We start from the raw sequence: 20024 nt of genomic DNA, 5'->3' as shown, positions 1-20024 counted from the left end.
TTCAACGACCCGGCAGCACGCGGTTCGGCGGCCTGTGACCGTCGATGAAGGTGCGGATGTTGATGATGACCTTGTCGCCCATGTCGATGCGGCCTTCGATCGTCGCCGAGCTCATATGCGGCAGCAGCACGACCTTGCCCTCATTGGCGAGCTTGACCAACTTCGGATTGACGGCAGGCTCGTTCTCGAAGACGTCGAGGCCGGCGCCGGCGATCCGGCCCTCCCTCAGGCATTTGATCAGCGCAGCTTCGTCGACCACGTCGCCGCGCGCGGTGTTGACGAGATAGGCCGTCGGCTGCAGCAGCGCCAGACGGCGGGCCGAGATCAGGTGGAAGGTCGCCGGCGTCGACGGACAATTGATCGAAACGATGTCGACACGGGCGAGCATCTGGTCGAGGCTTTCCCAATAGGTCGCCTCCAGTTCGTCCTCAACAGCCGGATTGACGCGCTTGCGGTTGTGATAGTGGATCGACAGGCCGAAAGCCTTGGCGCGGCGGGCCACCGCCGTGCCGATGCGGCCCATACCGACGATGCCGATTCGCTTGCCGTGAATGCGCCGACCGAGCATCCAGGTGGGAGACCAGCCTGCCCATTCACCCGGCTTGTCGGTCAGCACGCGCGCACCTTCGCCGAGCCTTCTCGGCACCGCGAGAATCAGCGCCATGGTCATATCGGCGGTGTCTTCGGTCAGGACGTTCGGCGTGTTGGTAACGGTGATGCCCTTGCGCGCCGCCGCCTCGACGTCGATGTGATCGGTGCCATTGGAGAAGCTTGCAATCAGCTTCATCTGCGGTCCCGCCTGCTCGATCAACGCCGCGTCGATGCGATCGGTGACGGTCGGCACCAGCACGTCGGCGGTCTTGACCGCGGCGATAAGCTCGGGAACGGAACGCGGCGCGTCGTCGATGTTCAGCTCGGCGTCGAAGAGTTCACGCATGCGGGTTTCGACGGCATCCGGCAGCTTGCGGGTGATGTAGACCTTCGGTTTTTTCTTCGCTGTCATGGCTGCCTGTGGTGCCTTGTTCAGAGGTCTTTAACCAAGAGGGGTGATAATTTTCCCATTCCGGGCATTTTCTACCAGACCCGCACGCGAAGACAAACAAAACTCGCGGTGCAGCCGGGGAATGTCAAAGCCCGGACCGCGAGCAGGCCGGGCCTGCCCGCGAATTCGAGCAAACGGAAACTTCCATGAGCAGCAAAGTCCTGAAGTCCTTCCTCGCCCTTGCCATCGCACTGGCCGCATCCATGGGAAGTGTCGAATTCGCCCATGCGCAGGCGGCCAAGGGGCCAAGCGGACTGCCGTTGCCGCGCTTCGTCACGCTGAAATCCAAGCGCGTCAACCTGCGCATCGGTCCGGGAACGGATTACGCCGTTTCGTGGATGTACCTGAAATCCGGCCTGCCGGTGGAGATCATCCAGGAATACGACAACTGGCGCCGCATCCGTGATGCTGACGGCACCGAAGGCTGGGTCAACCAGTCACTGTTGTCCGGCCAGCGCGCGGCGATTGCCGCCCCGTGGATGAAGACCAAGGGCAAAGGCGTCTATGTCAATCTGCGCCGCGAGGCGCAGCCCTCTGCCTCGATCGTTGCCAAGCTAGAACCCGGCGTGATGATCACCATTGGCGAATGCAACGGCGACTGGTGCCGCGCCGAAACCGACGGCGCCTCGGGCTGGGTGGCGCAGTCGGAGATCTGGGGCGCCTATCCTGGTGAAGCCTTCAAATAAGCCCTGCCCGTTTGGCTGCCTCGGAAAGCGAGGTCATCGGGCGCGGGCCGATCTGCTGGATGACGATGCCGGCAGCCAGGCAACCGAGCTTGCCGCAATCTTCCAAAGAACGTCCCTGGGTGTAGCCATAGAGGAAGCCAGAGGCGAACAAATCGCCGGCACCCGTCGTATCCACAACTTCCTTGATCCGGATCGCATCGACGTAAAAACGCTCACGGCCCTTCAGGATGACGGCACCATTCTCGCTCATCGTCACAGCGGCGATTTTGCAATCGGCGGCGATCCTGTTCAGCGCCTCCTCGAAATCGTCGGTCTCGTAGAGCGACAGCGCTTCCTGGCGATTGGCGAAGACGATATCGACCTTGCCGGAGCGCATCAGATCGAGGAATTCGCCGCGATAGCGGTCGACGCAGAAACTGTCGGACAGCGTCATCGACACTTCGCGGCCGTTTTCATGGGCGATGCGGGCACAATCGAGGATGGCTTCCTTGGCGCGCGGCGGATCCCAGAGATAACCTTCGAAATACGTGACCTTGGCGTTGGCCACGACGTCGGTCTCGACGTCTTCCGGGCCGAGCTCGACGCAAGCGCCCAGATAGGTGTTCATCGAGCGCTCGCCATCCTCGGTGACGAAGATCATCGAACGTGCCGTCGGCGGGAAGGTGCCCTTGGGCCGGGTCTGGTAGTGGACGCCCTGGGCGCGGATGTCGTGCGCAAAGATATCACCGAGCTGATCTTCGGCGACATTGCCGAAATAGGCAGCCTTGCCGCCGAGGTTAGCCACGCCCGCCGCCGTGTTGCCGGCGCTGCCGCCGGAGGCTTCGAGCGCCGGTCCCATGCGCGAATACAAGAGTTCAGCGCGTTCGGCATCGATGAGGTTCATCGCCGCCTTGGTGATCTGGTTGTCAATGAGGAACTGGTCGTCGCAACGGGCAATGATATCCACGATTGCGTTGCCGACTGTCAGAACATCGAATCTTGTCATGAAATGGGGGGTCCCGGATTTTGTGATAGCCGGGGTTTGGTCTTAGCGAAATTTCCGCGGTTTGGAAGGATAAATGGTGGATGGCGCATCTATTTCTTCGCAAAAGTGCCGCCTATTCATCATGTCCCTGTCATCTTCCAAATCTAGAAATACTCGCAAGAAGACCGGCATGAGCAGCTTTCAGTTGCAGCCGGGCGCACGAGGGATGATCCCTTCGATCTTACCGGCGCGACGCTGACCACGGATGAACTGGCAGCTTCGTGATCCGGGTTTCCGGCAAGACCGGAGCGGAAAAGCGGGCTATGCCCGCTTTTTTTGTTTTGCCGATGCGCCTGATTGGACGGCGATTGCCTTTTCAATCCAAGCGGTTTGCTGCTACTGCATAATTCCTTAAATCGGAATCGATTTAAGGAATTATGCAGCAATTCAAAGTGCTACAGCGTCCTTTGCGGCTCTCGAAAAGACGCGCGGCGCTGTAGACGTCGAATACTCCCCCGCGCAGAGCAGCCTCCCCCATGTCAGCCATCATTCTCGACGTCCTTCCCATCTTCATCCTGATTCTCATCGGCTGGGTGATCGTCCGCAGCGGATTGATGGCGTCGAATGTCGGCGAAGCGCTCAGCGAATTCGTCTTCAAGATCGCCGTGCCGCTTCTGCTCTTCCGCACCATCGCCGAGGCGGATTTTCATGGCGCCTCGCCCTTCCGACTCTGGATCGTCTATTTTTCCGGCGTTGCCATCACCTGGACGGCCGGCCATATCGCGGCCACACGCCTCTTCGGCCGCGACGAACGGATCGGCGTGCTGGCCGGCGTTTCCTCGGCCTTCGCCAACAATATTTTCATCGGCCTGCCGCTGGTCGAGCGAACCGTCGGCGACGAAGGGCTGGTGGCGCTGTCGATCCTGCTTGCCGTGCATCTGCCGGTGATGATGGTCGCCGGCACGGTCCTGATGGAGCATGCCGAGCGCAAGATCGCCGGCAAAAGCGATCGCAGCATGGTGCTCGTGCTTCGCCAGATCGCGGTCAATCTCGTGCGCAATCCGCTGGTGATCGGGCTTGCGGCCGGCATGGCAATGCACCTTTCCGGTCTCACCATGCCGACGACAGTGGCAACGGTCGTCGGGCAGATCGCCGGCATTGCCGGTCCGGCGGCGCTGATATCGCTTGGCATGGCGCTGGAGAGATACGGCGTCTCCGGCAATCTCGGCATCGCCAGCGTCACCTCGACCCTGAAGCTGCTGCTGCTGCCCGGCTGCGTGTGGGCGGCGAGCCATCTCCTCGGTCTCAGTCCCGAATGGACGGCAGCGATCGTGCTGACTTCCTCCGTCCCGACAGGCGTCAACGCCTGGCTGATTGCCAATCGCTTCGGCGTCGGTCACAGCCTCGCCGCCTCGACGATCACGGTGACGACGGCGCTCGGCGCCATCACGGTCTCGCTCTGGGCCTATTTCCTCGGCGCCTAAAGCGCGTCGTAATGTCGTTAGCGCAAAACCGCTGCACAGTTTTGCGCGACATGCTTTAAGCGGCTCTCTGCACAACGAAAAGCCCGGCTTGCGGGCCGGGCTTCGATGTCATGCGATTGTCTGCCACGTCACTGCGTTGCGGCGTTCGGATCCGGCAGCGGCACCGGCGAATCGGCGAGCGTGTGCAGGTAAAGAATGACGTTGGCACGGTCCTGATCCTTCGCCAGACCGGCGAAGCCCATGGCGGTGCCCGGAACGTCCTTTTTCGGCGCCAGCAGGAATTTGTTGAGAAATTCGAAAGTCCACTTCTCGCTGCTGCCCTTGGAGAAATCCTTCATGGCAGCGGAATAGGCGAAGCCTTCATGCGAGGCGATCGGGCGATCTACGACACCAAAGAGGTTGGGACCGACCTTGTTCGGTCCCCCTTTGGTGCCGTCATGACAGGCCTGACACTTCTTGAAGACCGTTTCACCGGCCTTGGCATCTGCAGAAGCGAGCAATTGCGCGATCGGAACAGCAACGGCAGGCGCAGCCTCACCACCAGCGGCGGGCGCCTCTTCGGCAACGATCGCGAAACCTTCCTTTTCCGGTGCTTCGGAATGGAAGATCCCTTCGGACGCGATGGAGACCGACATCAGAACGAAAATCGTTCCGAGCAGCGCCCCCACGGCCGTATTGACGTATGAATTCATCTGCAATGCTCCCCTTGCAGCCGGCAGACCATAAACCGGACCATCTTGAAATCGCGCGGAACCTATGTCTTTTGGTTGATCGTTGCAACTGTCTAAATGGTCTTGTGCGTGAGACTTTTTGACACTTTTCAGCCCGGAATAGAAGGCCCGAACAATGAGTGATTCAAATTTAGACGGCGTGCTCGTATTGATCCCGGCGCGCATGGCCTCCACCCGGCTTCCGGGCAAGCCGCTCGCCGATATTTGCGGCCTGCCGATGATCGTCCAGGTGGCGCTACGCGCCAGGGAGGCAGCCATCGGCCGCGTTGTCGTCGCCGTCGACGATGATCGAGTGTTCGATGCCGTCGCCGCCGCCGGCTTCGAAGTCGTCATGACCCGCGTAGACCACCAATCGGGTTCTGATCGAATCTTTGAGGCGCTGAAGAAAGTCGATCCGGACGGAAAGGCGAAAATCATCGTCAACGTCCAGGGCGATCTGCCGACGATCGATCCCGAAACGGTGCGCGCGGCTTTGCGCCCTCTCGAGAACGAGGCGGTCGATATCGGAACGCTGACAACCGAAATCGACAATGAGGAGGACAAGTCCGCGCCGCACATCGTCAAGATCGTCGGCTCGCCGATTTCCGACGCCCGGCTGCACGCGCTCTACTTCACGCGGGCAACGGCCCCTTACGGCCAAGGGCCGCTCTACCACCATATCGGCCTCTATGCTTATCGGCGGGCGGCGCTCGAACGGTTCGTCTCGCTCGGTCCTTCGACGCTCGAAAAGCGCGAATCGCTGGAGCAGCTACGGGCGCTGGAAGCCGGCATGCGCATCGACGCCGAGATCGTTGACACGGTTCCGCTCGGTGTCGATACTCCGGCCGACCTCGAAAAAGCGCGGCGCATCCTCTCCGCAAAGTCGAACTGACGGAACCATCATGAACATCAAGACCAACAGGATCGCCTTCCAGGGCGAATTCGGCGCCAATTCCGATATGGCCAGCCGCGACATGTTTCCGACCATGGAGCCGCTGCCCTGTCAGACCTTCGAGGATGCGTTCACGGCGGTCGACAACGGCGACGCCGATATCGCGATGATCCCGATCGAGAACACGATTGCCGGGCGCGTCGCCGATATCCACCATCTGCTGCCGGAGTCGCGGCTGCACATTATCGGCGAATATTTCATGCCGATCCGCTTCCAGCTGATGGTGCTGCCCGGTGTCACCAAGGACGAGATCCGCACGGTGCACAGCCATATCCACGCGCTCGGCCAGTGCCGGAAGATCGTTCGCGCCAACGGCTGGAAACCGGTGATCGCCGGCGATACGGCAGGGGCGGCAAAACTCGTCAAGGAAACCGGCGACCGCTCGATGGCCGCCTTGGCACCACGCCTTGCCGCCGATCTCTACGGGCTCGAGATCATTGCCGAAAATGTCGAGGATACCGAAAACAATGTCACCCGTTTCGTCGTCCTGTCCCGCGACGAGGAATGGGCGCAGCGGAATTCGGCGGAAGAAAAGGTCGTCACCACCTTCGTCTTCAACGTCCGCAACATTCCGGCCGCGCTCTACAAGGCGCTCGGCGGTTTTGCCACCAACAACATCAACATGACGAAGCTCGAAAGCTACCAGCTCGGCGGAAAATTCGTGGCGACGCAGTTTTATGCCGATATCGAAGGCCATCCGAACGATCCGAACGTGCGCCGGGCGTTGGAGGAACTGCGGTTCTTTTCCGAGAAAGTCCGCATCCTCGGGGTCTACAAGGGGCATGCGATGCGAGGCCTGCTGTAAGGCAAGCCCCGCAAGTCGCCTGAATTATTTATCCGGCTCACAGACACGCAGCCGATGCCCATCCGGATCGAGCACGACGAAGGTCGGGCCGAAATCCAGTTCGGTCAGTTCCTGGGCGATCGGCAGACCGCGCTGGCGCCAGTCCTCATAATGTCTGGCGACAGCATTTTCTCCCTCGACCATGAAGGCCACTTCGCCGCGGTTGCCGATGGCGGAGGGCTGCGGTTCGACCTTGCTGCGCCGCCAGAGACCGAGCGTGAAGCCACCCTCGAGCGGAAAAGCGACGAAATTCGGCGCCTCCACGGCCGGTTCGCGATTGAGCAGGTTCCGGTAGAAACTGGCGCTTTCACCGGGGTCCTTGACGTAAAGAATGATGAGATTGGGGCTGGTCATTTCGGTTCTCCCGTTATTTAAGAATGGCGCCGCGAGAGGCCTCGTCTGCTGACAGATTATGGCAGCAGACTACCGAGGGCGTTGCGATCGCAACGCCCCGTTCTCGTCGGGCAGAGTGTTGATAAGGATGGGCGGCCTAAAGCGGTCGCGCATGTCGTTGTCGCAAAACCGCTGCACACTTTTGCGCGATATGCTTTAGAGCGGAAAACGGTCCTCGCAGCGCGGGTCGCGTCCGTCGATGAAGCCGAGGTCGCGCTTCAAGTAATCCGGTGTCGCTTCAAGGTCGAGGCCGGTGCGGTCTCCTCTGCGAAATCGGAAAATGTTCATGACCAGGTCCAGCAGGCCGGACGGCGCTGACTGGCGAACATCGGCAAAAGTCTCGGCCGAAATGACATCGGCAAAGGCCTCGGCCGCAAAACGGTCGTTGGTGAAATGAATGGCTGGAGGCGTTACCATGATCAGTACTCCTTCCTGGTGGATTGGCACTGATAATAACTCCATCTGCTGACAGTTTATGGCAGCAGCGTTCAGTTCTCCATCGGCACGTCCTGCGTCTCGCGCCATTCCTTGAGGAGCACCGTGCGGCGGCGCGGATAACGCCCCTCATGCAACGCCATATCGATGATGCGATCGGTGCGGAAATGGCGAAAATCCTGGCGCAGTTCGCACCAGGCCATGAGGACGCGCACATGCTCGAAATAGCCGAGCGCGAAGGGCCAGACGCGGCGGCGCGAAATACGACCCTGCTCGTCGCCATAATGCAGTTCGAGGATACGCTCCAGGCGGATCGCCCTACGGATGGCCGAGACATCGGCCTTGTCCTCGTCCCTGCGTTTAGGGCCGACGAAAAGCGCTGCCGAATCGATCATCTCGCGCATATCGGCCGGCAGCACGGCGGCAATCTTGGCCAGCGCGTCGGCGCCAGCGCCGGCAAGGCGCGGCTCGGCGGCGCGGGCAACCCAGCGCGAGCCGAGCACCAATGCCTCCAGCTCTTCTTCGGAAAACATCATCGGCGGCAGCATGAAACCGGGCTTCAGCACATAACCGATGCCGGCTTCGCCTTCGATCATCGCGCCCTGGGCCTGCAGGCTGGCAATATCGCGATAGAGCGTGCGCAGGCTGACACCGGTCTCCTCAGCGAGCACCGAGCCGGTCACCGGCCGCCGGTAACGCCGGAGCGTCTGGAGCAGCGTCAGCAGCCGTTCCGAGCGGGCGACCGGCATGGCGCTACCGCTTCCACTCCACCCAGTCACGCATCAGGCGGTGGGCGATCGCCCCTTTCGGCGGCGAGGCCTTGCCTGTCGCGCTCGGGCGTTCCAGCATCTCGATCGTTTCCTCGCGGGTGAACCAGCGGCAATCCTCCAGTTCCGTCTCGTCGCGGCTGATTTCAGTGGATTTCGCCTCGGCGTAACAACCGATCATCAGCGAATGCGGCATCGGCCAGGGCTGCGAGGCGTGGTAGCGGATGCGGCCGGTGCGGATGCCCGATTCCTCCAGCGTTTCGCGACGCACGGCGTTCTCGATGGTCTCGCCGGGTTCGAGGAAGCCGGCAAGACAAGAATACATGCCGGGCGCGAAATGCGGGCTGCGGCCGAGCAGGCAGAGGTCACGCTGCTCATCGACCGTCAGCATGATGACCACGGGGTCGGTTCGGGGGAAGATCATGTGCTCGCAGGCGGCGCAGACACGCTTGTAGCCGCCGATGTGGATCTCCATCGCCGAGCCGCAGCGGCCGCAGAAGCGATTGTCGCCGTTCCAGCGGATGAGGCTTGCGGCCTGGGCGAATTCACCGAGCAACACTTCGTCGATCAGCATTTCGCGAAACAGCGTGCGGCCGTCGGCAGGCTTGTACTGGCTGGTGAGGTCGTCGACATCGATGCCGACGGGAACGGCAAGGCGCGGCTCGCCGGTCTTGCGGTAGCCGAGAAGCACCGTTTCATCCCAATCCGGCTGCAATCCCTGCAGCTCATAGCGGGCAAAGAGCGGGTCGAGCACCTGGCCGTCATGCTTCAGCACCAGCTTATCCCCCGCGAAGGCGAAGATATGGGTGCCTTCCTTTGCCAGCGCCTTTTCGACGGATTGTTCATCGCGATGTTCGGAATCGCGATTGAGGTCGTTGGCGGCAAAGGCCGTGAGATTGCTGGGTTCCGGATGCGGCACATCCGAATCGAAAAGCGAATGACTCATGATGAAAGGGCTTCCCGCAGCTTCGCTATAAATTCGTCTCTCTTTCCGTCCTCGTAGGGCTCCGCGCGCCCGAAGCCCCAGACGGGACCCGGCCAGTTGGCATCGCCTTCGAAGCGGGCAATGATATGAACATGAAGCTGGCGGACGATATTGCCAAGAGCCCCGACATTGATTTTTGTCGCGCCGGTGATCTCCTTCAGCGCCTTGGCGACCAGCTCCGTCTCGAAGGCAAGCAGCACCTGGTCGAGCGGCGTCAGCTCGAAGATTTCGGTGATACCAGCCCGGCGCGGCACGAGAATGAGCCAGGGCCAGCGGGCATCCCTCGACAATCTCAGATCGCAGAGACCGGTGACCATGATGCTGACGCTGTCGTTTTCCAGCCGAGGGTCGAGCGCGAAACCTTTCAAAGGGCATTCTCCTCATGTTTTCCAACGACTAGCAGTTTTTTTGCATGTTGGCTTGCTTTTGATGACGATATTGCCGATATGTGCATCCGGGAGGTTGGTGGTGGACGAGCCACTCGCCAACCGGGTCAGGTCCGGAAGGAAGCAGCCCTAACGAGCCCGGCACGGGTCATCGTGCCAGCCTCCCACCTTCTCTCCACGAAGTGCCCGACGATCCGGGCGACAAGCAGGGCGATGAGCGACACCGAGCGACAATCAAAAGATGCCGCCTCGACGGGCACCGGATACCGGGTGCTGGCTCGCAAATACCGCCCCAAGGATTTCACGGACTTGATGGTCGGCCAGGAGCCGATGGTCCGTACCCTCACCAACGCCTTCGAAACCGGCCGCATCGCGCAAGCCTATATGCTGACGGGTGTGCGCGGTGTCGGCAAGACGACGACGGCGCGCATCCTGGCGCGGGCGCTGAACTACAAGACATCGGAAATCGACAAGCCGACGATCGACCTTCGCACGCCGGGCGAGCACTGCCAGGCGATCATGGAAGGCCGGCATGTCGACGTGATCGAGATGGATGCCGCCTCCCATACCGGTATCGACGATATCCGCGAGATCATCGAGCAGGTGCGGTACCGACCGGTTTCGGCGCGCTACAAGGTCTATATCATCGACGAAGTGCATATGCTGTCGACGCAGGCCTTTAACGGCCTGTTGAAGACGCTGGAAGAGCCGCCGGAGCATGTGAAATTCATCTTCGCCACTACCGAAATCCGCAAGGTTCCGATCACCGTGCTGTCGCGCTGCCAGCGTTTCGACCTGCGCCGCATCAGCGCCTCCGACCTCGTCGGGCTGTTCACGACGATCGCCGCCAAGGAAGGCATCGAGGCGGAAGCCGACGCGCTGGCGATGATCGCGCGTGCTGCCGAAGGTTCGGCGCGCGACGGCCTGTCGCTGCTCGACCAGGCGATCGCCCATGGCGCGGGCGTCGTGCAGGCGGAAGCCGTGCGCGGCATGCTCGGCCTTGCCGATCGCGCCCGGATCGTCGATCTCTTCCAGCATATCGTCAAAGGCGATGTGGCCGCCGCACTCGGCGAGTTCCAGAACCAATACGAAGCCGGCGCCAATCCGGTGGTGGTGCTGACCGACCTTGCCGATTTCACCCATCTGGTGACGCGGCTGAAATATGTGCCGGATGCGGCAAACGATCCTTCGCTCAGCGAGGTCGAGCGCACCAAGGCGGCGGAATTCGCCAAGGGCGTTGCGGTGACGACGCTGTCGCGCATCTGGCAGATGCTGCTGAAGGGCATTCCGGAAACGGAAGGCTCGTCGCGGACGGCAGGGGCCGCCGAGATGGTGCTGATCCGGCTTGCACATGCCGCGCATCTGCCGGCACCCGAGGATGCGGCGCGGCGGCTTGCCGAATTTTCCAGCGACAATGCCGGCCCCCGGCCCGCCTCTCCGCCGTCCGGCAATGGCGGCGGCAACGGAACACGGGTTTCCTATCAGAATAGTGTCGCGGCGCGCGCCGCGGAAGCCGCACCGAGCCCGCCACAGCCTTCGGCGCCGGTGGCGATGCTGCGTGCCGTGCCGAGCCGCCAGCCCGAGACGATGTCTGTCGGGCGGATCGAGCCAAAACCGGCGGAAGCCCTGAAGCCGCTCGTCCCGGTCAATACGGTCAATGATATCGTCAACCTCGCCACCGAGAAACGCGATCCGAAGCTGAAGGCGATGGTGCGCACCTTCCTGCGCCCCGTGCGGATCGAAGCCGGCCGGCTCGACGTCAGCCTGGCTCCCGGTGCGCCGACGACACTGCTCAACGAGCTTGCCGTCAAACTGAAGGAATGGACCGGCATCCACTGGATCGTCAGCCTCAGCCGCGACGAGGGCCAGCCGACGCTTGTCGAAGCGGAGGCCAGGACCCGGGAACAGCATGTGATCGACGCGCGCCAGGACCCTGACGTAGCGGCAATCCTTGCGCATTTCCCCGGTGCCAAGATCATTGACGTGCGCGTACGGGCGCCCGAACCGGAGGAGGAAGGCGAGGCGACGCCGCCGGCCGCCGCCGAATCCGAGGAAGGTGACATCCTGCCGGGCGACGACATAGAATTCTGAGGTTTCAAGAAGGAGCGAGACGATGCGCGACATCATGGGCATGATGGGCAAAGTCAAGGAAATGCAGGCCAAGATGGAGCAGATGCAGGCGGAGATCGCCGAGCTCACGGCCGAAGGCAAGGCGGGCGGCGGGCTCGTCACCGTCATCATCACGGGCAAGGGCGAGCTGAAGAGCCTGAAGATCGACCCGTCGCTGTTCAAGGAAGACGACGTCGAGATTCTCGAGGACCTGATCGTCGCCGCCCACAAGGACGCCAAGGACAAGGCCGAGGCGCTGGCCGCCGAAAAGACCAAGGCACTGACGGCCGGCCTGCCGATCCCGCCCGGCTTCAAGCTGCCGTTTTGATCTATACGCCGCCTATGCCCAGTGGTCAGCGCCCGGCTTCCAACAACGCTCTCAGCTTGTAGTGGATCGGTGAGGCGAGATATCGCGCCCAGTCCGCCTCCGAAAGCCGCCGGCCAAGGGTTTTCATCAGCTCCGGCATCGTCACCTTCTCTCCCGTAAAGAGCCGATGGTCGACCGGCATTCCGGCCTCGACCACACCGCCTTTGATGACGCGGCAATAGATGCCGGGACGGGCGGCGTCCGTATAGCGCTTGACGAATGTCGGATCGGCCATCCTGGCCGCGAAGGTGGCGCAGGGAATGCGGCATGACGTGACTTCGAGGACGAAATCGCCGGCGACGAAACGGTCGCCGACTGCGACGCGATTGTCGAGATGCGATATCACCATGTTTTCGCCGAAAGTGCCGGGCTCATAAGGCCTGCCGAGCTCCCTGCTCCACCAGTCGAGTGTCAGCGATCCCTCGACATAAACAGCCTGGTCGACGCCGCCATGGTGTTTGCGGTTGCAGATCGCATCGCCGACAAGACCTTCATCATCGATCATCACCGCGCCATTGACGGGTTGTTTGAAGATGCCGGTCTTGTAGCTTTTGCCCGGCAGTCTTTCGGGATTGCCGGTGCACAAGGCCAGGATTTTCATGGGACGGGCAATCCTTCCGCGATTCCGTTTCCGTTCCATATCAGTTAAGAACGGCGCATGGCAAAACGAGTCACCGGCCCCGAAATCGAAAAACTCATCCAGCTTCTGGCAAAGGTGCCGGGCCTCGGGCCGCGCTCGGCGCGCCGGGCGGCACTGCATCTGATCAAGAAGAAGGACCAACTTCTCGGCCCGCTGTCGAATGCGATGGGCGAGGCCTATGACAAGGTGAAGATCTGCTCGCGCTGCGGCAATGTCGATACGGTCGATCCCTGCATTGTCTGCACCGACACGCAACGCGATCAATCCGTCATCATTGTCGTCGAGGACGTCTCGGATCTCTGGGCGCTGGAGCGGGCGGGCGCGATGAACGCCGCCTATCATGTGCTCGGCGGCACGCTGTCACCGCTCGACGGGGTCGGTCCTGACGATCTTAACATTCGCGGCCTGATCGACCGGGTCGGCGAAGGCGGCATCCGGGAACTGATCATCGCAGTCAATGCCACGGTCGAAGGACAGACGACGGCGCATTACATCACCGACCAGTTGCAGGGGCTCGACGTGAAGATCACACGGCTGGCGCATGGCGTGCCGGTCGGCGGCGAACTCGACTATCTCGACGAGGGCACGCTTGCGGCGGCACTTCGGGCGCGGACGGTGATATGAGGGGTTTGTCTACGCCGAAGAGCACGGGGATATTCGCACTCGCGTTGGCGGCAGCTCTCCTGCCCCTCTCCTGTTATGCGGCCTCTTCGAAAGCCGATGTCGAGGCGCAGTTCGAGAAATGGGTGCAGAGCGACCTCTGGCCGGACGCGAAGGCCAACGGCATTTCGGAGAAGGTCTTTCAAGCCGCTTTCTCCGGCATCACGCTGAACTGGAACTTGCCCGATCTCGCTCCGCCGGGCTTCCCGCCGCCGAAGGAACAGAAGCAGACACAGGCCGAATTTTCCTCACCCGCTCCCTATTTCAACGAAGACCAACTGAAGAAGCTTGCCGCAACGGGACGCGGCTTTGCCGCCCAATATGGCTCGACGCTGAAGCGGATCGAAAAGACCTATGGCGTGCCGGGCTCGATCGTGCTGGCTATCTGGGGCCGGGAGACGGGCTTCGGTGCGGCGAAGATCCCGAATTCGGCGATCGAGGTGCTGGCGACCAAGGCCTTCATGTCGACGCGCAAGGAGATGTTCCGCACCGAGCTGGTGGCCGCACTCCATATTCTCGACGGCGGCGACGTCACACCTGCCGATTTCAAGGGTTCGTGGGCGGGCGCACTCGGCCAGCCGCAATTTATGCCGACGAGCTATCTGAAATATGCGGTGGATTTCGATGGTGACGGTCACCGCAATATCTGGACCTCGGTGCCCGATACACTCGCCTCGATCGCCAATTACCTGGTCAAAAAAGGCTGGCAGCGCGGCCGCGACTGGGGCTTCGAGGTGTCGATACCGGAGGCGGTCTCCTGCGCACAGGAGGGACCCGATCTGGCAAAGCCGCTGTCGCACTGGGCCTCACTCGGCATCGACCGCATCTCCGGCAAGGGCTTTCCTTCAGGCGAGATGAAGGCTGAGGGCATGATGCTGGTGCCGGCCGGCCGCGACGGACCGGAATTCATCGTCACCCCGAATTTCTACATCATCAAGGAATATAATAATTCCGATCTCTACGCGCTCTATATCGGCAATCTCGCCGACCGGATCGCTTATAATGGCGCCGCCTTCCAGGGCAGATGGGGCGATGTCGGCAAGATGCTGCGCTCGGATGTCGCCGCCATGCAGAAGGCGCTGGAACGGCAGGGCTATGATGTCGGCGGTTCCGACGGCCTGCCGGGCTACAAGACGCGGCGCTCGATCGGCCAGTGGCAGGCAAAGAACGGCATGAAGCCGACATGTTTTCCGGAGGCCACGATGAAGGGCAAGCTGAAGTAACCGGCTTCAGAGAATGCGTTTCAAACCTTCATGGCTGGCGACGAAACCGAGCTTCTCGTAGAAGCGGATCGCATCCCCCCGCGTCTTGTCCGATGTCAGCTGCACGAGGCCACAGCCACGCTCGGCGCATTGGGCGATCGCCCATTCGATGAAGTGCGAGCCGAGGCCTGAGCCGCGAAGATCGCTTGCGACACGCACGCTTTCGATCTGGCCGCGCCACATGCCCGTCCTCGAAAGACTGGGAACAAAACTCAGCTGCAGGCAGCCGACGACCCGATCGGCCGCATCGGTTGCGACGGCCAGAAGCTGATTGGCGTCCGCCTCGATCGCCGCGAAGGCCGAGAGATAACGCGCGTCGACGGGATCCGAAACGATCTCCCTGGTGCCGCCGAGATCGTCATCGGCCAGAAGCCGGACGATGGCAGCAAGATCGGACGGGCGGGCGAGCCTGAATTTGTACATGCTTGATCTATGCATAGCTGGTCTCAATGATGCAGATCGATCGGCGCCTTGTGGAAAACGTCGTCACCCGGTGGAATGGCCTGGCGTTCGATCATCCGGTGGACATGCAGCGGACCTTCACCGCGGTGAAGCGCACGAAGCCTGTCGGTGTTTTCGGCATCGGCCTGCGTGCGCCGCTGGTTGTGTCTTATGTATTCGACCCAGGTCGGCGTGTGGTAGGTTTCCGTCCAAAGGCTGGGGTTTTCGAGATCACGCATCAGCGCCCAGTTGCGGGCGCCGTCGCGGATGCGGATACGGCGGCGCTCGCCCATCAACTCCATGAACTCGGCAAGGTCCTCATCGGCAATCTCGTAATCGACCTGGATGACGATCGGCCCGCTGCGTGGCGTGATATCGAGACTGAGAGCCGGCTCGGTGAAGCGGTTCAGCGGGTCGAGATTGAGCGAGGCGAAGGCCGGCATCGAAAAACGCAGGCCGATGGCGATGCCGAGCAGCATGACGACGGATGACATCAGCAGCGCATCGGCAACGCCATAGCGATCGGCGGCAATGCCCCACAGCCAGCTGCCGCCGGCAATGCCACCGAAGGTGACGGTCTGATAAAGCGACAGCGCCCGGCCGACCACCCAGCGCGGCGTCGAAAGCTGAACGATGGTGTTGAAGAGCGAAAGTGCGGAGACCCAGCAGGCGCCGGAGACGAGCAGCCCGGCAGAGGTGAGGACGGCACTCGGGCTGAAGGCTGCGATGACAGCACTCAGTGCAAAGCCGGCAAAGGAGAGGCGGATGATCATCTCGCTGGAAAGCACCTCGCGAAGCCTGGCATTCAGCACGGCGCCGCCGATCGCGCCGATGCCGAAGGCGCCGAGCATGAAACCATAGGTCAGCGGCCCGCCGGCAACGAGATCGAGGGCGACGACCGGCAGCAGCGCCAGGATCGAGCTGGCGCCGATGCCGAAGAGCAGCCCTCTGACGAGAACCTTTTCGAGATTGGGCGACATCGAGACGTAACGCAGGCCGGCGAAGATGGCGCTGCCGAGCGCCTCGCGCGGCAGGGTCGAGACGGGCGCGGCTGGCCGCCAGCGCAGCAGGGCATAGATCAAGGCGAGGTAACTCAGCGTGTTCACCGCGAAGGCCGCGGCCGCGCCGGCAGCCGCCACGATGACGCCGCCGATTGCCGGGCCGACGCTGCGGGTGATGTTGAAACCCATGCTGTTCAGCGTGACGGCGGCCGGCAGATCGGCGCGCGGCACCATGTCGCCGACCGAGGCCTGCCAGGAGGGATTGTTGAGCGCGGTGCCGCAGCCGATCAGGAAGGTGAAGAAGAGCAGCAGCCAGGGCGTAATCCAGCCGAGGAGGGCGGAGGCCGTCAGCAGCGCCGAGGCGGTGAGCATCATGCACTGCGCCGTCAGCATGACCCGGCGGCGGTCATAATTGTCGGCCAGCGCGCCCGATATCAGCGAAAACAGCATGATCGGCAGCGCCGTCGAGGTCTGCACCAGTGCGACCATGTCCTCCGAGGCGGTGATCGTCGTCATCATCCAGGCGGCGCCGACCGCCTGGATCAGGCCGCCGAAATTCGAAGAAAGGCTCGCAAACCAGATGGTGCGGTAGGTATCGTGCCGCAAAGGCGCCAATGTCGACGAAGTGTAGGCCACGATTTCTCCCGCTTTTGTTATTGCGCGCCAACGGCAATATATGCGCAAGACCGGCGCTGGCCATAGGCCTGTTCACGTCGCCGGAAGCGAATTGGCCGAATCGGTCGCAGACCTTGCAATTTCGGAAAAACCCGACTATATGCCTCTCAAATTCTTGATCGCTTGATGAAGAGTGGGCCGCAAGGACCCGCTCTTTTTTATTACCGCGATCGCTTAAACAGCATGAAATTGCGAGGAGCGCACCGCTTGTCGGACATGACAAACGCAGACAACGAACTTGAGCCGCGGCTGATTACCGAAACAGGGCTCGACCAGCGTCTTGCCGATATCATCGAACCCGTTCTCGTCGGCATCGGCTTTAGGCTTATCCGCGTCCGTATGCTGAACCAGAACGGCGCGACGATGCAGGTTATGGCCGAACGCAACGACGGCACGATGTCGGTTCAGGATTGCGAAGAAGTCTCGATGGCGATTTCTCCCGTCCTCGATGTGGAAGATCCGATCGATAAAGAGTATCATCTGGAAGTGTCTTCGCCCGGCATCGACCGTCCGATGGTGCGGAAATCCGATTTCGTCCGCTGGCAGGGCCACCTTGTGAAATGCGAGACGTCGATCTTGATCGACAATCGCAAGCGCTTCCGCGGCAAGATCGTCGAAGCAGGCGCAGATGGTTTCACGCTCGAGCGTGACCAGGTTGCCTATGGGGAAGAGCAGAAGGTCACCATTCCCTTCACGGCGCTTAGCGATGCGAAGCTCATTCTGACCGACGACCTGATCCGCGATGCGTTGCGCGCCGATAAGCTGGCGAAAGCCCAGGCCGCCAACCAGAACGAAGCAGAAGACGAAGAATAACCGATCAACAGACCGCTCTAGGGACGGGAACCCGGCGAGTAAAGACGGAGAAACAAGACAATGGCAGTCAGTGCGAACCGGCTCGAACTTCTGCAGATCGCAGATGCAGTGGCGCGCGAAAAAGTCATCGACCGCGAGATCGTGCTGGCCGCAATGGCCGATGCCATCCAGAAGGCGGCACGCTCCCGTTACGGCACCGAGTCCAACATCCGGGCCGACATCAATCCGAAGACCGGCGAAATCCGTCTGCAGCGCCTGCTTGAAGTCGTCGAGAAGGCCGAGGATTATTCGACGCAGATCCCGCTGGAGCTTGCCCGCGACCGCAACCCGGACGCCGCACTCGGCGACTTCATTGCCGATCCGCTGCCGCCGATGGATTTCGGCCGTATCGCCGCACAGTCGGCCAAGCAGGTGATCGTGCAGAAGGTGCGTGAAGCCGAGCGTGACCGCCAGTTCGACGAATTCAAGGATCGCGTCGGCGAAATCGTCAACGGTACCGTCAAGCGCGTCGAATACGGCAACGTCATCGTCGATCTCGGCCGTGGCGAAGGCATCATCCGCCGCGATGAAATGATCCCGCGCGAAAACGTCCGCTATGGCGATCGCGTCCGTGCCTATGTCTATGATGTCCGTCGCGAGCAGCGCGGCCCGCAGATCTTCCTGTCGCGCACGCATCCGCAGTTCATGGTGAAACTCTTCACCATGGAAGTGCCGGAGATTTACGACGGCATCATCCAGGTGAAGTCGGTCGCCCGCGATCCGGGTTCGCGCGCCAAGATTGCGGTGATCTCGAACGACAGCTCGATCGATCCGGTTGGCGCCTGCGTCGGTATGCGCGGCTCGCGCGTTCAGGCCGTCGTCGGCGAGCTCCAGGGCGAGAAGATCGACATCATTCCATGGTCGCAGGACCCGGCGACGTTCGTCGTCAACGCCCTGCAGCCGGCCGAAGTCGCCAAGGTCGTTCTCGATGAGGATGCAGAGCGTATCGAAGTCGTCGTTCCCGACGAGCAGCTGTCGCTTGCGATCGGCCGCCGCGGCCAGAACGTCCGCCTCGCCTCACAGCTGACCGGCTGGGATATCGACATCATGACGGAGGCCGAGGAATCGGAACGCCGCCAGAAGGAATTCAACGAGCGCACCAACCTGTTCATGGATTCGCTTGATGTCGACGAGATGGTCGGCCAGGTTCTGGCTTCGGAAGGTTTTGCCGCGGTTGAAGAACTGGCTTATGTCGATCTCGACGAAATCTCTTCGATCGACGGTTTCGACGAGGAAACGGCGCAGGAAATCCAGCAGCGCGCCCGCGAGTTCCTCGAGCGTCTCGAAGCCGAGATGGACGAGAAGCGCAAGGCGCTCGGTGTTCAGGACGAACTGCGTGAAATCAACGGCATGACCGCCCAGATGATGGTGGCGCTCGGCGAAGACGGCATCAAGACGATCGAGGACTTTGCCGGTTGTGCTGCCGACGATCTCGTCGGCTGGACGGAGCGCAAGAACGGCGAAACGAAGAAGTTCGAGGGCCTGTTCTCGAAGTTCGACGTGTCGCGCGTCGAAGCAGAACAGATGATCGTCCAGGCCCGCCTTTCGGCCGGCTGGATCACGCAAGAGGACCTGGATAAGGGGACCGAAGAAGAGGTCACCGAAGCCGAACAAGAAGCATGATGACCGCGCATGAACCGGACGCTCCTCTCGAGGACGACGATCTTGCAGGTTATGACGTGAACGGACGCATGTGTATCGTGACGCGCGAAAGCGGATCGCCGGAAGAGCTGATCCGCTTCGTCGCCGCTCCCGATGGTACAGTTGTCGCCGACCTGAAGCGCGAGCTTCCGGGACGTGGATGCTGGGTGAAGATCGACCGGTCGCTGGTCGACAGGGCAGTGGCGAAGAAGCTCTTCGCCCGTGCACTGAAGACGGATGTAAAGGCGGCGGACGATCTCGGCGCGAGTGTCGATCGGCTGCTCGCGGCGCAACTGATGCAGATGATGAATATGGCGCGGAAAGCCGGCCAGTTCGTCAGTGGATCCTCGAAAGTGGATGCCGCGGTTAGAAGCGGAGCAGCCCTTGCGGTGTTCCACGCGACTGGGGCAGCGGACGACGGCGTCCGGAAAATCGACCAGGCCCGCAAGGCCTGGCACCTCGGAATGGAGACCGAGGAGGAGATACCTTCCTTCCGTCTCTTCTCGGAGAGCGAAATGGAAGGCCTGATGGGCCAGAATGCTTTTATCCATGCCGCAGTGCTTGCAGGGCAGGCGGGTGAAGGTGTAGTGAAGCGCGCAAAGATGCTCGAACAGTACCGTATTGGCGGTCAGTCCCGGGCAGCGGGCGGCGCTGGCCGGCAAAAACAATGAGGCGGTCACCGGCATCGGCCGGTCCCATACTCATTGATCGACAGTATTGAACGACAG

General features: G+C 61.7%; 22 protein-coding genes and 1 other RNA gene. 12 read left to right on the top strand and 11 right to left on the bottom strand.

Going from position 1 to position 20024, the window contains the following annotated elements:
- Position 1: 1 nt before the first annotated feature.
- Positions 2-1003 carry a 2-hydroxyacid dehydrogenase gene (locus U5G49_RS22675; RefSeq protein WP_018244279.1) on the bottom strand — a complete coding sequence of 334 codons (1002 nt, stop codon included), beginning with the start codon at positions 1001-1003 and terminating at the stop codon, positions 2-4.
- 185 nt (positions 1004-1188) lie between these two features.
- Between U5G49_RS22675 and U5G49_RS22670 the strand changes: the two genes are divergently transcribed.
- Positions 1189-1728 (top strand): SH3 domain-containing protein, encoded by a 540-nt coding sequence (locus tag U5G49_RS22670; protein ID WP_193446484.1) that lies wholly within the window; start codon positions 1189-1191, stop codon positions 1726-1728.
- On the opposite strand, the gene U5G49_RS22665 is transcribed toward U5G49_RS22670, so the two are convergent.
- Complete coding sequence (locus tag U5G49_RS22665) at positions 1721-2713, bottom strand: adenosine kinase (RefSeq protein ID WP_018244277.1); 993 nt, start codon at positions 2711-2713, stop codon at positions 1721-1723. The two genes, U5G49_RS22670 and U5G49_RS22665, sit on opposite strands and share 8 nt — an antisense overlap.
- Before the next feature lie 515 nt (positions 2714-3228).
- On the opposite strand from U5G49_RS22665, the gene U5G49_RS22660 reads away from it, so the two are divergent.
- Positions 3229-4176: an AEC family transporter gene (locus tag U5G49_RS22660; RefSeq protein ID WP_003555804.1), complete on the top strand. Its 948-nt coding sequence runs from the start codon at positions 3229-3231 to the stop codon at positions 4174-4176.
- 128 nt (positions 4177-4304) lie between these two features.
- Here the strand turns inward: U5G49_RS22660 and U5G49_RS22655 are convergent, their stop codons facing one another.
- Positions 4305-4868, bottom strand: a complete 564-nt coding sequence (locus tag U5G49_RS22655; protein ID WP_018244276.1) for a c-type cytochrome — start codon at positions 4866-4868, stop codon at positions 4305-4307.
- A 154-nt stretch (positions 4869-5022) separates the two neighbouring features.
- Between U5G49_RS22655 and U5G49_RS22650 the strand changes: the two genes are divergently transcribed.
- Both U5G49_RS22650 and U5G49_RS22645 read left to right on the top strand, forming a co-directional pair.
- Entirely contained in the window at positions 5023-5778 is a 756-nt protein-coding gene (locus U5G49_RS22650; RefSeq protein WP_018244275.1) for a 3-deoxy-manno-octulosonate cytidylyltransferase, read from the top strand.
- A 10-nt stretch (positions 5779-5788) separates the two neighbouring features.
- The gene (locus tag U5G49_RS22645; protein ID WP_018070385.1) at positions 5789-6643 is read left to right on the top strand and encodes a prephenate dehydratase; all 855 of its coding nucleotides are present in this window, start codon (positions 5789-5791) and stop codon (positions 6641-6643) included.
- 24 nt (positions 6644-6667) lie between these two features.
- Here U5G49_RS22645 and U5G49_RS22640 read toward each other — a convergent pair whose 3' ends face one another.
- The 5 genes from U5G49_RS22640 to U5G49_RS22620 form a co-directional block, all read right to left on the bottom strand.
- Positions 6668-7036 carry a VOC family protein gene (locus tag U5G49_RS22640; protein WP_003555800.1) on the bottom strand — a complete coding sequence of 123 codons (369 nt, stop codon included), beginning with the start codon at positions 7034-7036 and terminating at the stop codon, positions 6668-6670.
- Positions 7037-7231: 195 nt separating this feature from the next.
- Positions 7232-7492: a hypothetical protein gene (locus tag U5G49_RS22635; RefSeq protein ID WP_018244273.1), complete on the bottom strand. Its 261-nt coding sequence runs from the start codon at positions 7490-7492 to the stop codon at positions 7232-7234.
- 71 nt (positions 7493-7563) lie between these two features.
- Positions 7564-8259: a helix-turn-helix transcriptional regulator gene (locus U5G49_RS22630; protein WP_018448015.1), complete on the bottom strand. Its 696-nt coding sequence runs from the start codon at positions 8257-8259 to the stop codon at positions 7564-7566.
- A gap of 4 nt (positions 8260-8263) precedes the next feature.
- Positions 8264-9223: an NAD(+) diphosphatase gene (gene nudC, locus U5G49_RS22625; RefSeq protein ID WP_018244271.1), complete on the bottom strand. Its 960-nt coding sequence runs from the start codon at positions 9221-9223 to the stop codon at positions 8264-8266.
- Positions 9220-9630, bottom strand: coding sequence for an HIT domain-containing protein (locus tag U5G49_RS22620; RefSeq protein ID WP_026242289.1), 411 nt, complete (start codon positions 9628-9630; stop codon positions 9220-9222). The genes nudC and U5G49_RS22620 overlap by 4 nt, the downstream gene beginning before the upstream one ends.
- Positions 9631-9719: 89 nt before the next feature.
- Here U5G49_RS22620 and ffs point away from each other — a divergent pair.
- The 3 genes from ffs to U5G49_RS22605 all read left to right on the top strand — a co-directional run bounded on the left by ffs (position 9720) and on the right by U5G49_RS22605 (position 12085).
- Positions 9720-9816: signal recognition particle sRNA small type (gene ffs / locus U5G49_RS22615), an RNA gene on the top strand.
- A 45-nt stretch (positions 9817-9861) separates the two neighbouring features.
- A complete protein-coding gene (locus U5G49_RS22610) occupies positions 9862-11739 on the top strand; it encodes a DNA polymerase III subunit gamma/tau (protein WP_193446485.1) in 1878 nt (625 codons plus the stop codon).
- A 22-nt stretch (positions 11740-11761) separates the two neighbouring features.
- On the top strand, positions 11762-12085 hold the full coding sequence (locus tag U5G49_RS22605) for a YbaB/EbfC family nucleoid-associated protein (protein WP_018244269.1): 324 nt from the start codon (positions 11762-11764) through the stop codon (positions 12083-12085).
- Between the two features lie 25 nt (positions 12086-12110).
- Here U5G49_RS22605 and U5G49_RS22600 read toward each other — a convergent pair whose 3' ends face one another.
- Positions 12111-12725 carry an MOSC domain-containing protein gene (locus U5G49_RS22600; protein WP_193446486.1) on the bottom strand — a complete coding sequence of 205 codons (615 nt, stop codon included), beginning with the start codon at positions 12723-12725 and terminating at the stop codon, positions 12111-12113.
- 57 nt (positions 12726-12782) lie between these two features.
- Here U5G49_RS22600 and recR point away from each other — a divergent pair, with 57 nt between their 5' ends.
- Positions 12783-13388, top strand: a complete 606-nt coding sequence (gene recR / locus U5G49_RS22595) for a recombination mediator RecR (RefSeq protein WP_003555792.1) — start codon at positions 12783-12785, stop codon at positions 13386-13388.
- Positions 13385-14647 carry a lytic murein transglycosylase gene (locus tag U5G49_RS22590; RefSeq protein WP_193446487.1) on the top strand — a complete coding sequence of 421 codons (1263 nt, stop codon included), beginning with the start codon at positions 13385-13387 and terminating at the stop codon, positions 14645-14647. The genes recR and U5G49_RS22590 overlap by 4 nt, the downstream gene beginning before the upstream one ends.
- Positions 14648-14653: 6 nt before the next feature.
- On the opposite strand, the gene U5G49_RS22585 is transcribed toward U5G49_RS22590, so the two are convergent.
- Together U5G49_RS22585 and U5G49_RS22580 are read right to left on the bottom strand one after the other, a co-directional pair.
- Complete coding sequence (locus U5G49_RS22585; RefSeq protein ID WP_193446522.1) at positions 14654-15109, bottom strand: GNAT family N-acetyltransferase; 456 nt, start codon at positions 15107-15109, stop codon at positions 14654-14656.
- A gap of 23 nt (positions 15110-15132) precedes the next feature.
- On the bottom strand, positions 15133-16812 hold the full coding sequence (locus U5G49_RS22580) for an MFS transporter (RefSeq protein ID WP_193446488.1): 1680 nt from the start codon (positions 16810-16812) through the stop codon (positions 15133-15135).
- A gap of 198 nt (positions 16813-17010) precedes the next feature.
- Between U5G49_RS22580 and rimP the strand changes: the two genes are divergently transcribed.
- From rimP to U5G49_RS22565, 3 genes are read left to right on the top strand one after another with little or no spacing between them, the layout of a single operon-like run.
- Positions 17011-17616, top strand: a complete 606-nt coding sequence (gene rimP, locus U5G49_RS22575) for a ribosome maturation factor RimP (RefSeq protein ID WP_018244264.1) — start codon at positions 17011-17013, stop codon at positions 17614-17616.
- Between the two features lie 60 nt (positions 17617-17676).
- A complete protein-coding gene (gene nusA, locus U5G49_RS22570) occupies positions 17677-19278 on the top strand; it encodes a transcription termination factor NusA (protein ID WP_018244263.1) in 1602 nt (533 codons plus the stop codon).
- Positions 19275-19967: an RNA-binding protein gene (locus tag U5G49_RS22565; RefSeq protein ID WP_017989926.1), complete on the top strand. Its 693-nt coding sequence runs from the start codon at positions 19275-19277 to the stop codon at positions 19965-19967. Before nusA ends, U5G49_RS22565 begins: the two co-directional genes overlap by 4 nt.
- Positions 19968-20024: the final 57 nt, after the last annotated feature.

It is taken from the genome of Rhizobium indigoferae (assembly GCF_034554815.1).
GTDB lineage: Bacteria > Pseudomonadota > Alphaproteobacteria > Rhizobiales > Rhizobiaceae > Rhizobium > Rhizobium leguminosarum.
This window is presented reverse-complemented; position numbering and strand designations above follow the sequence as displayed.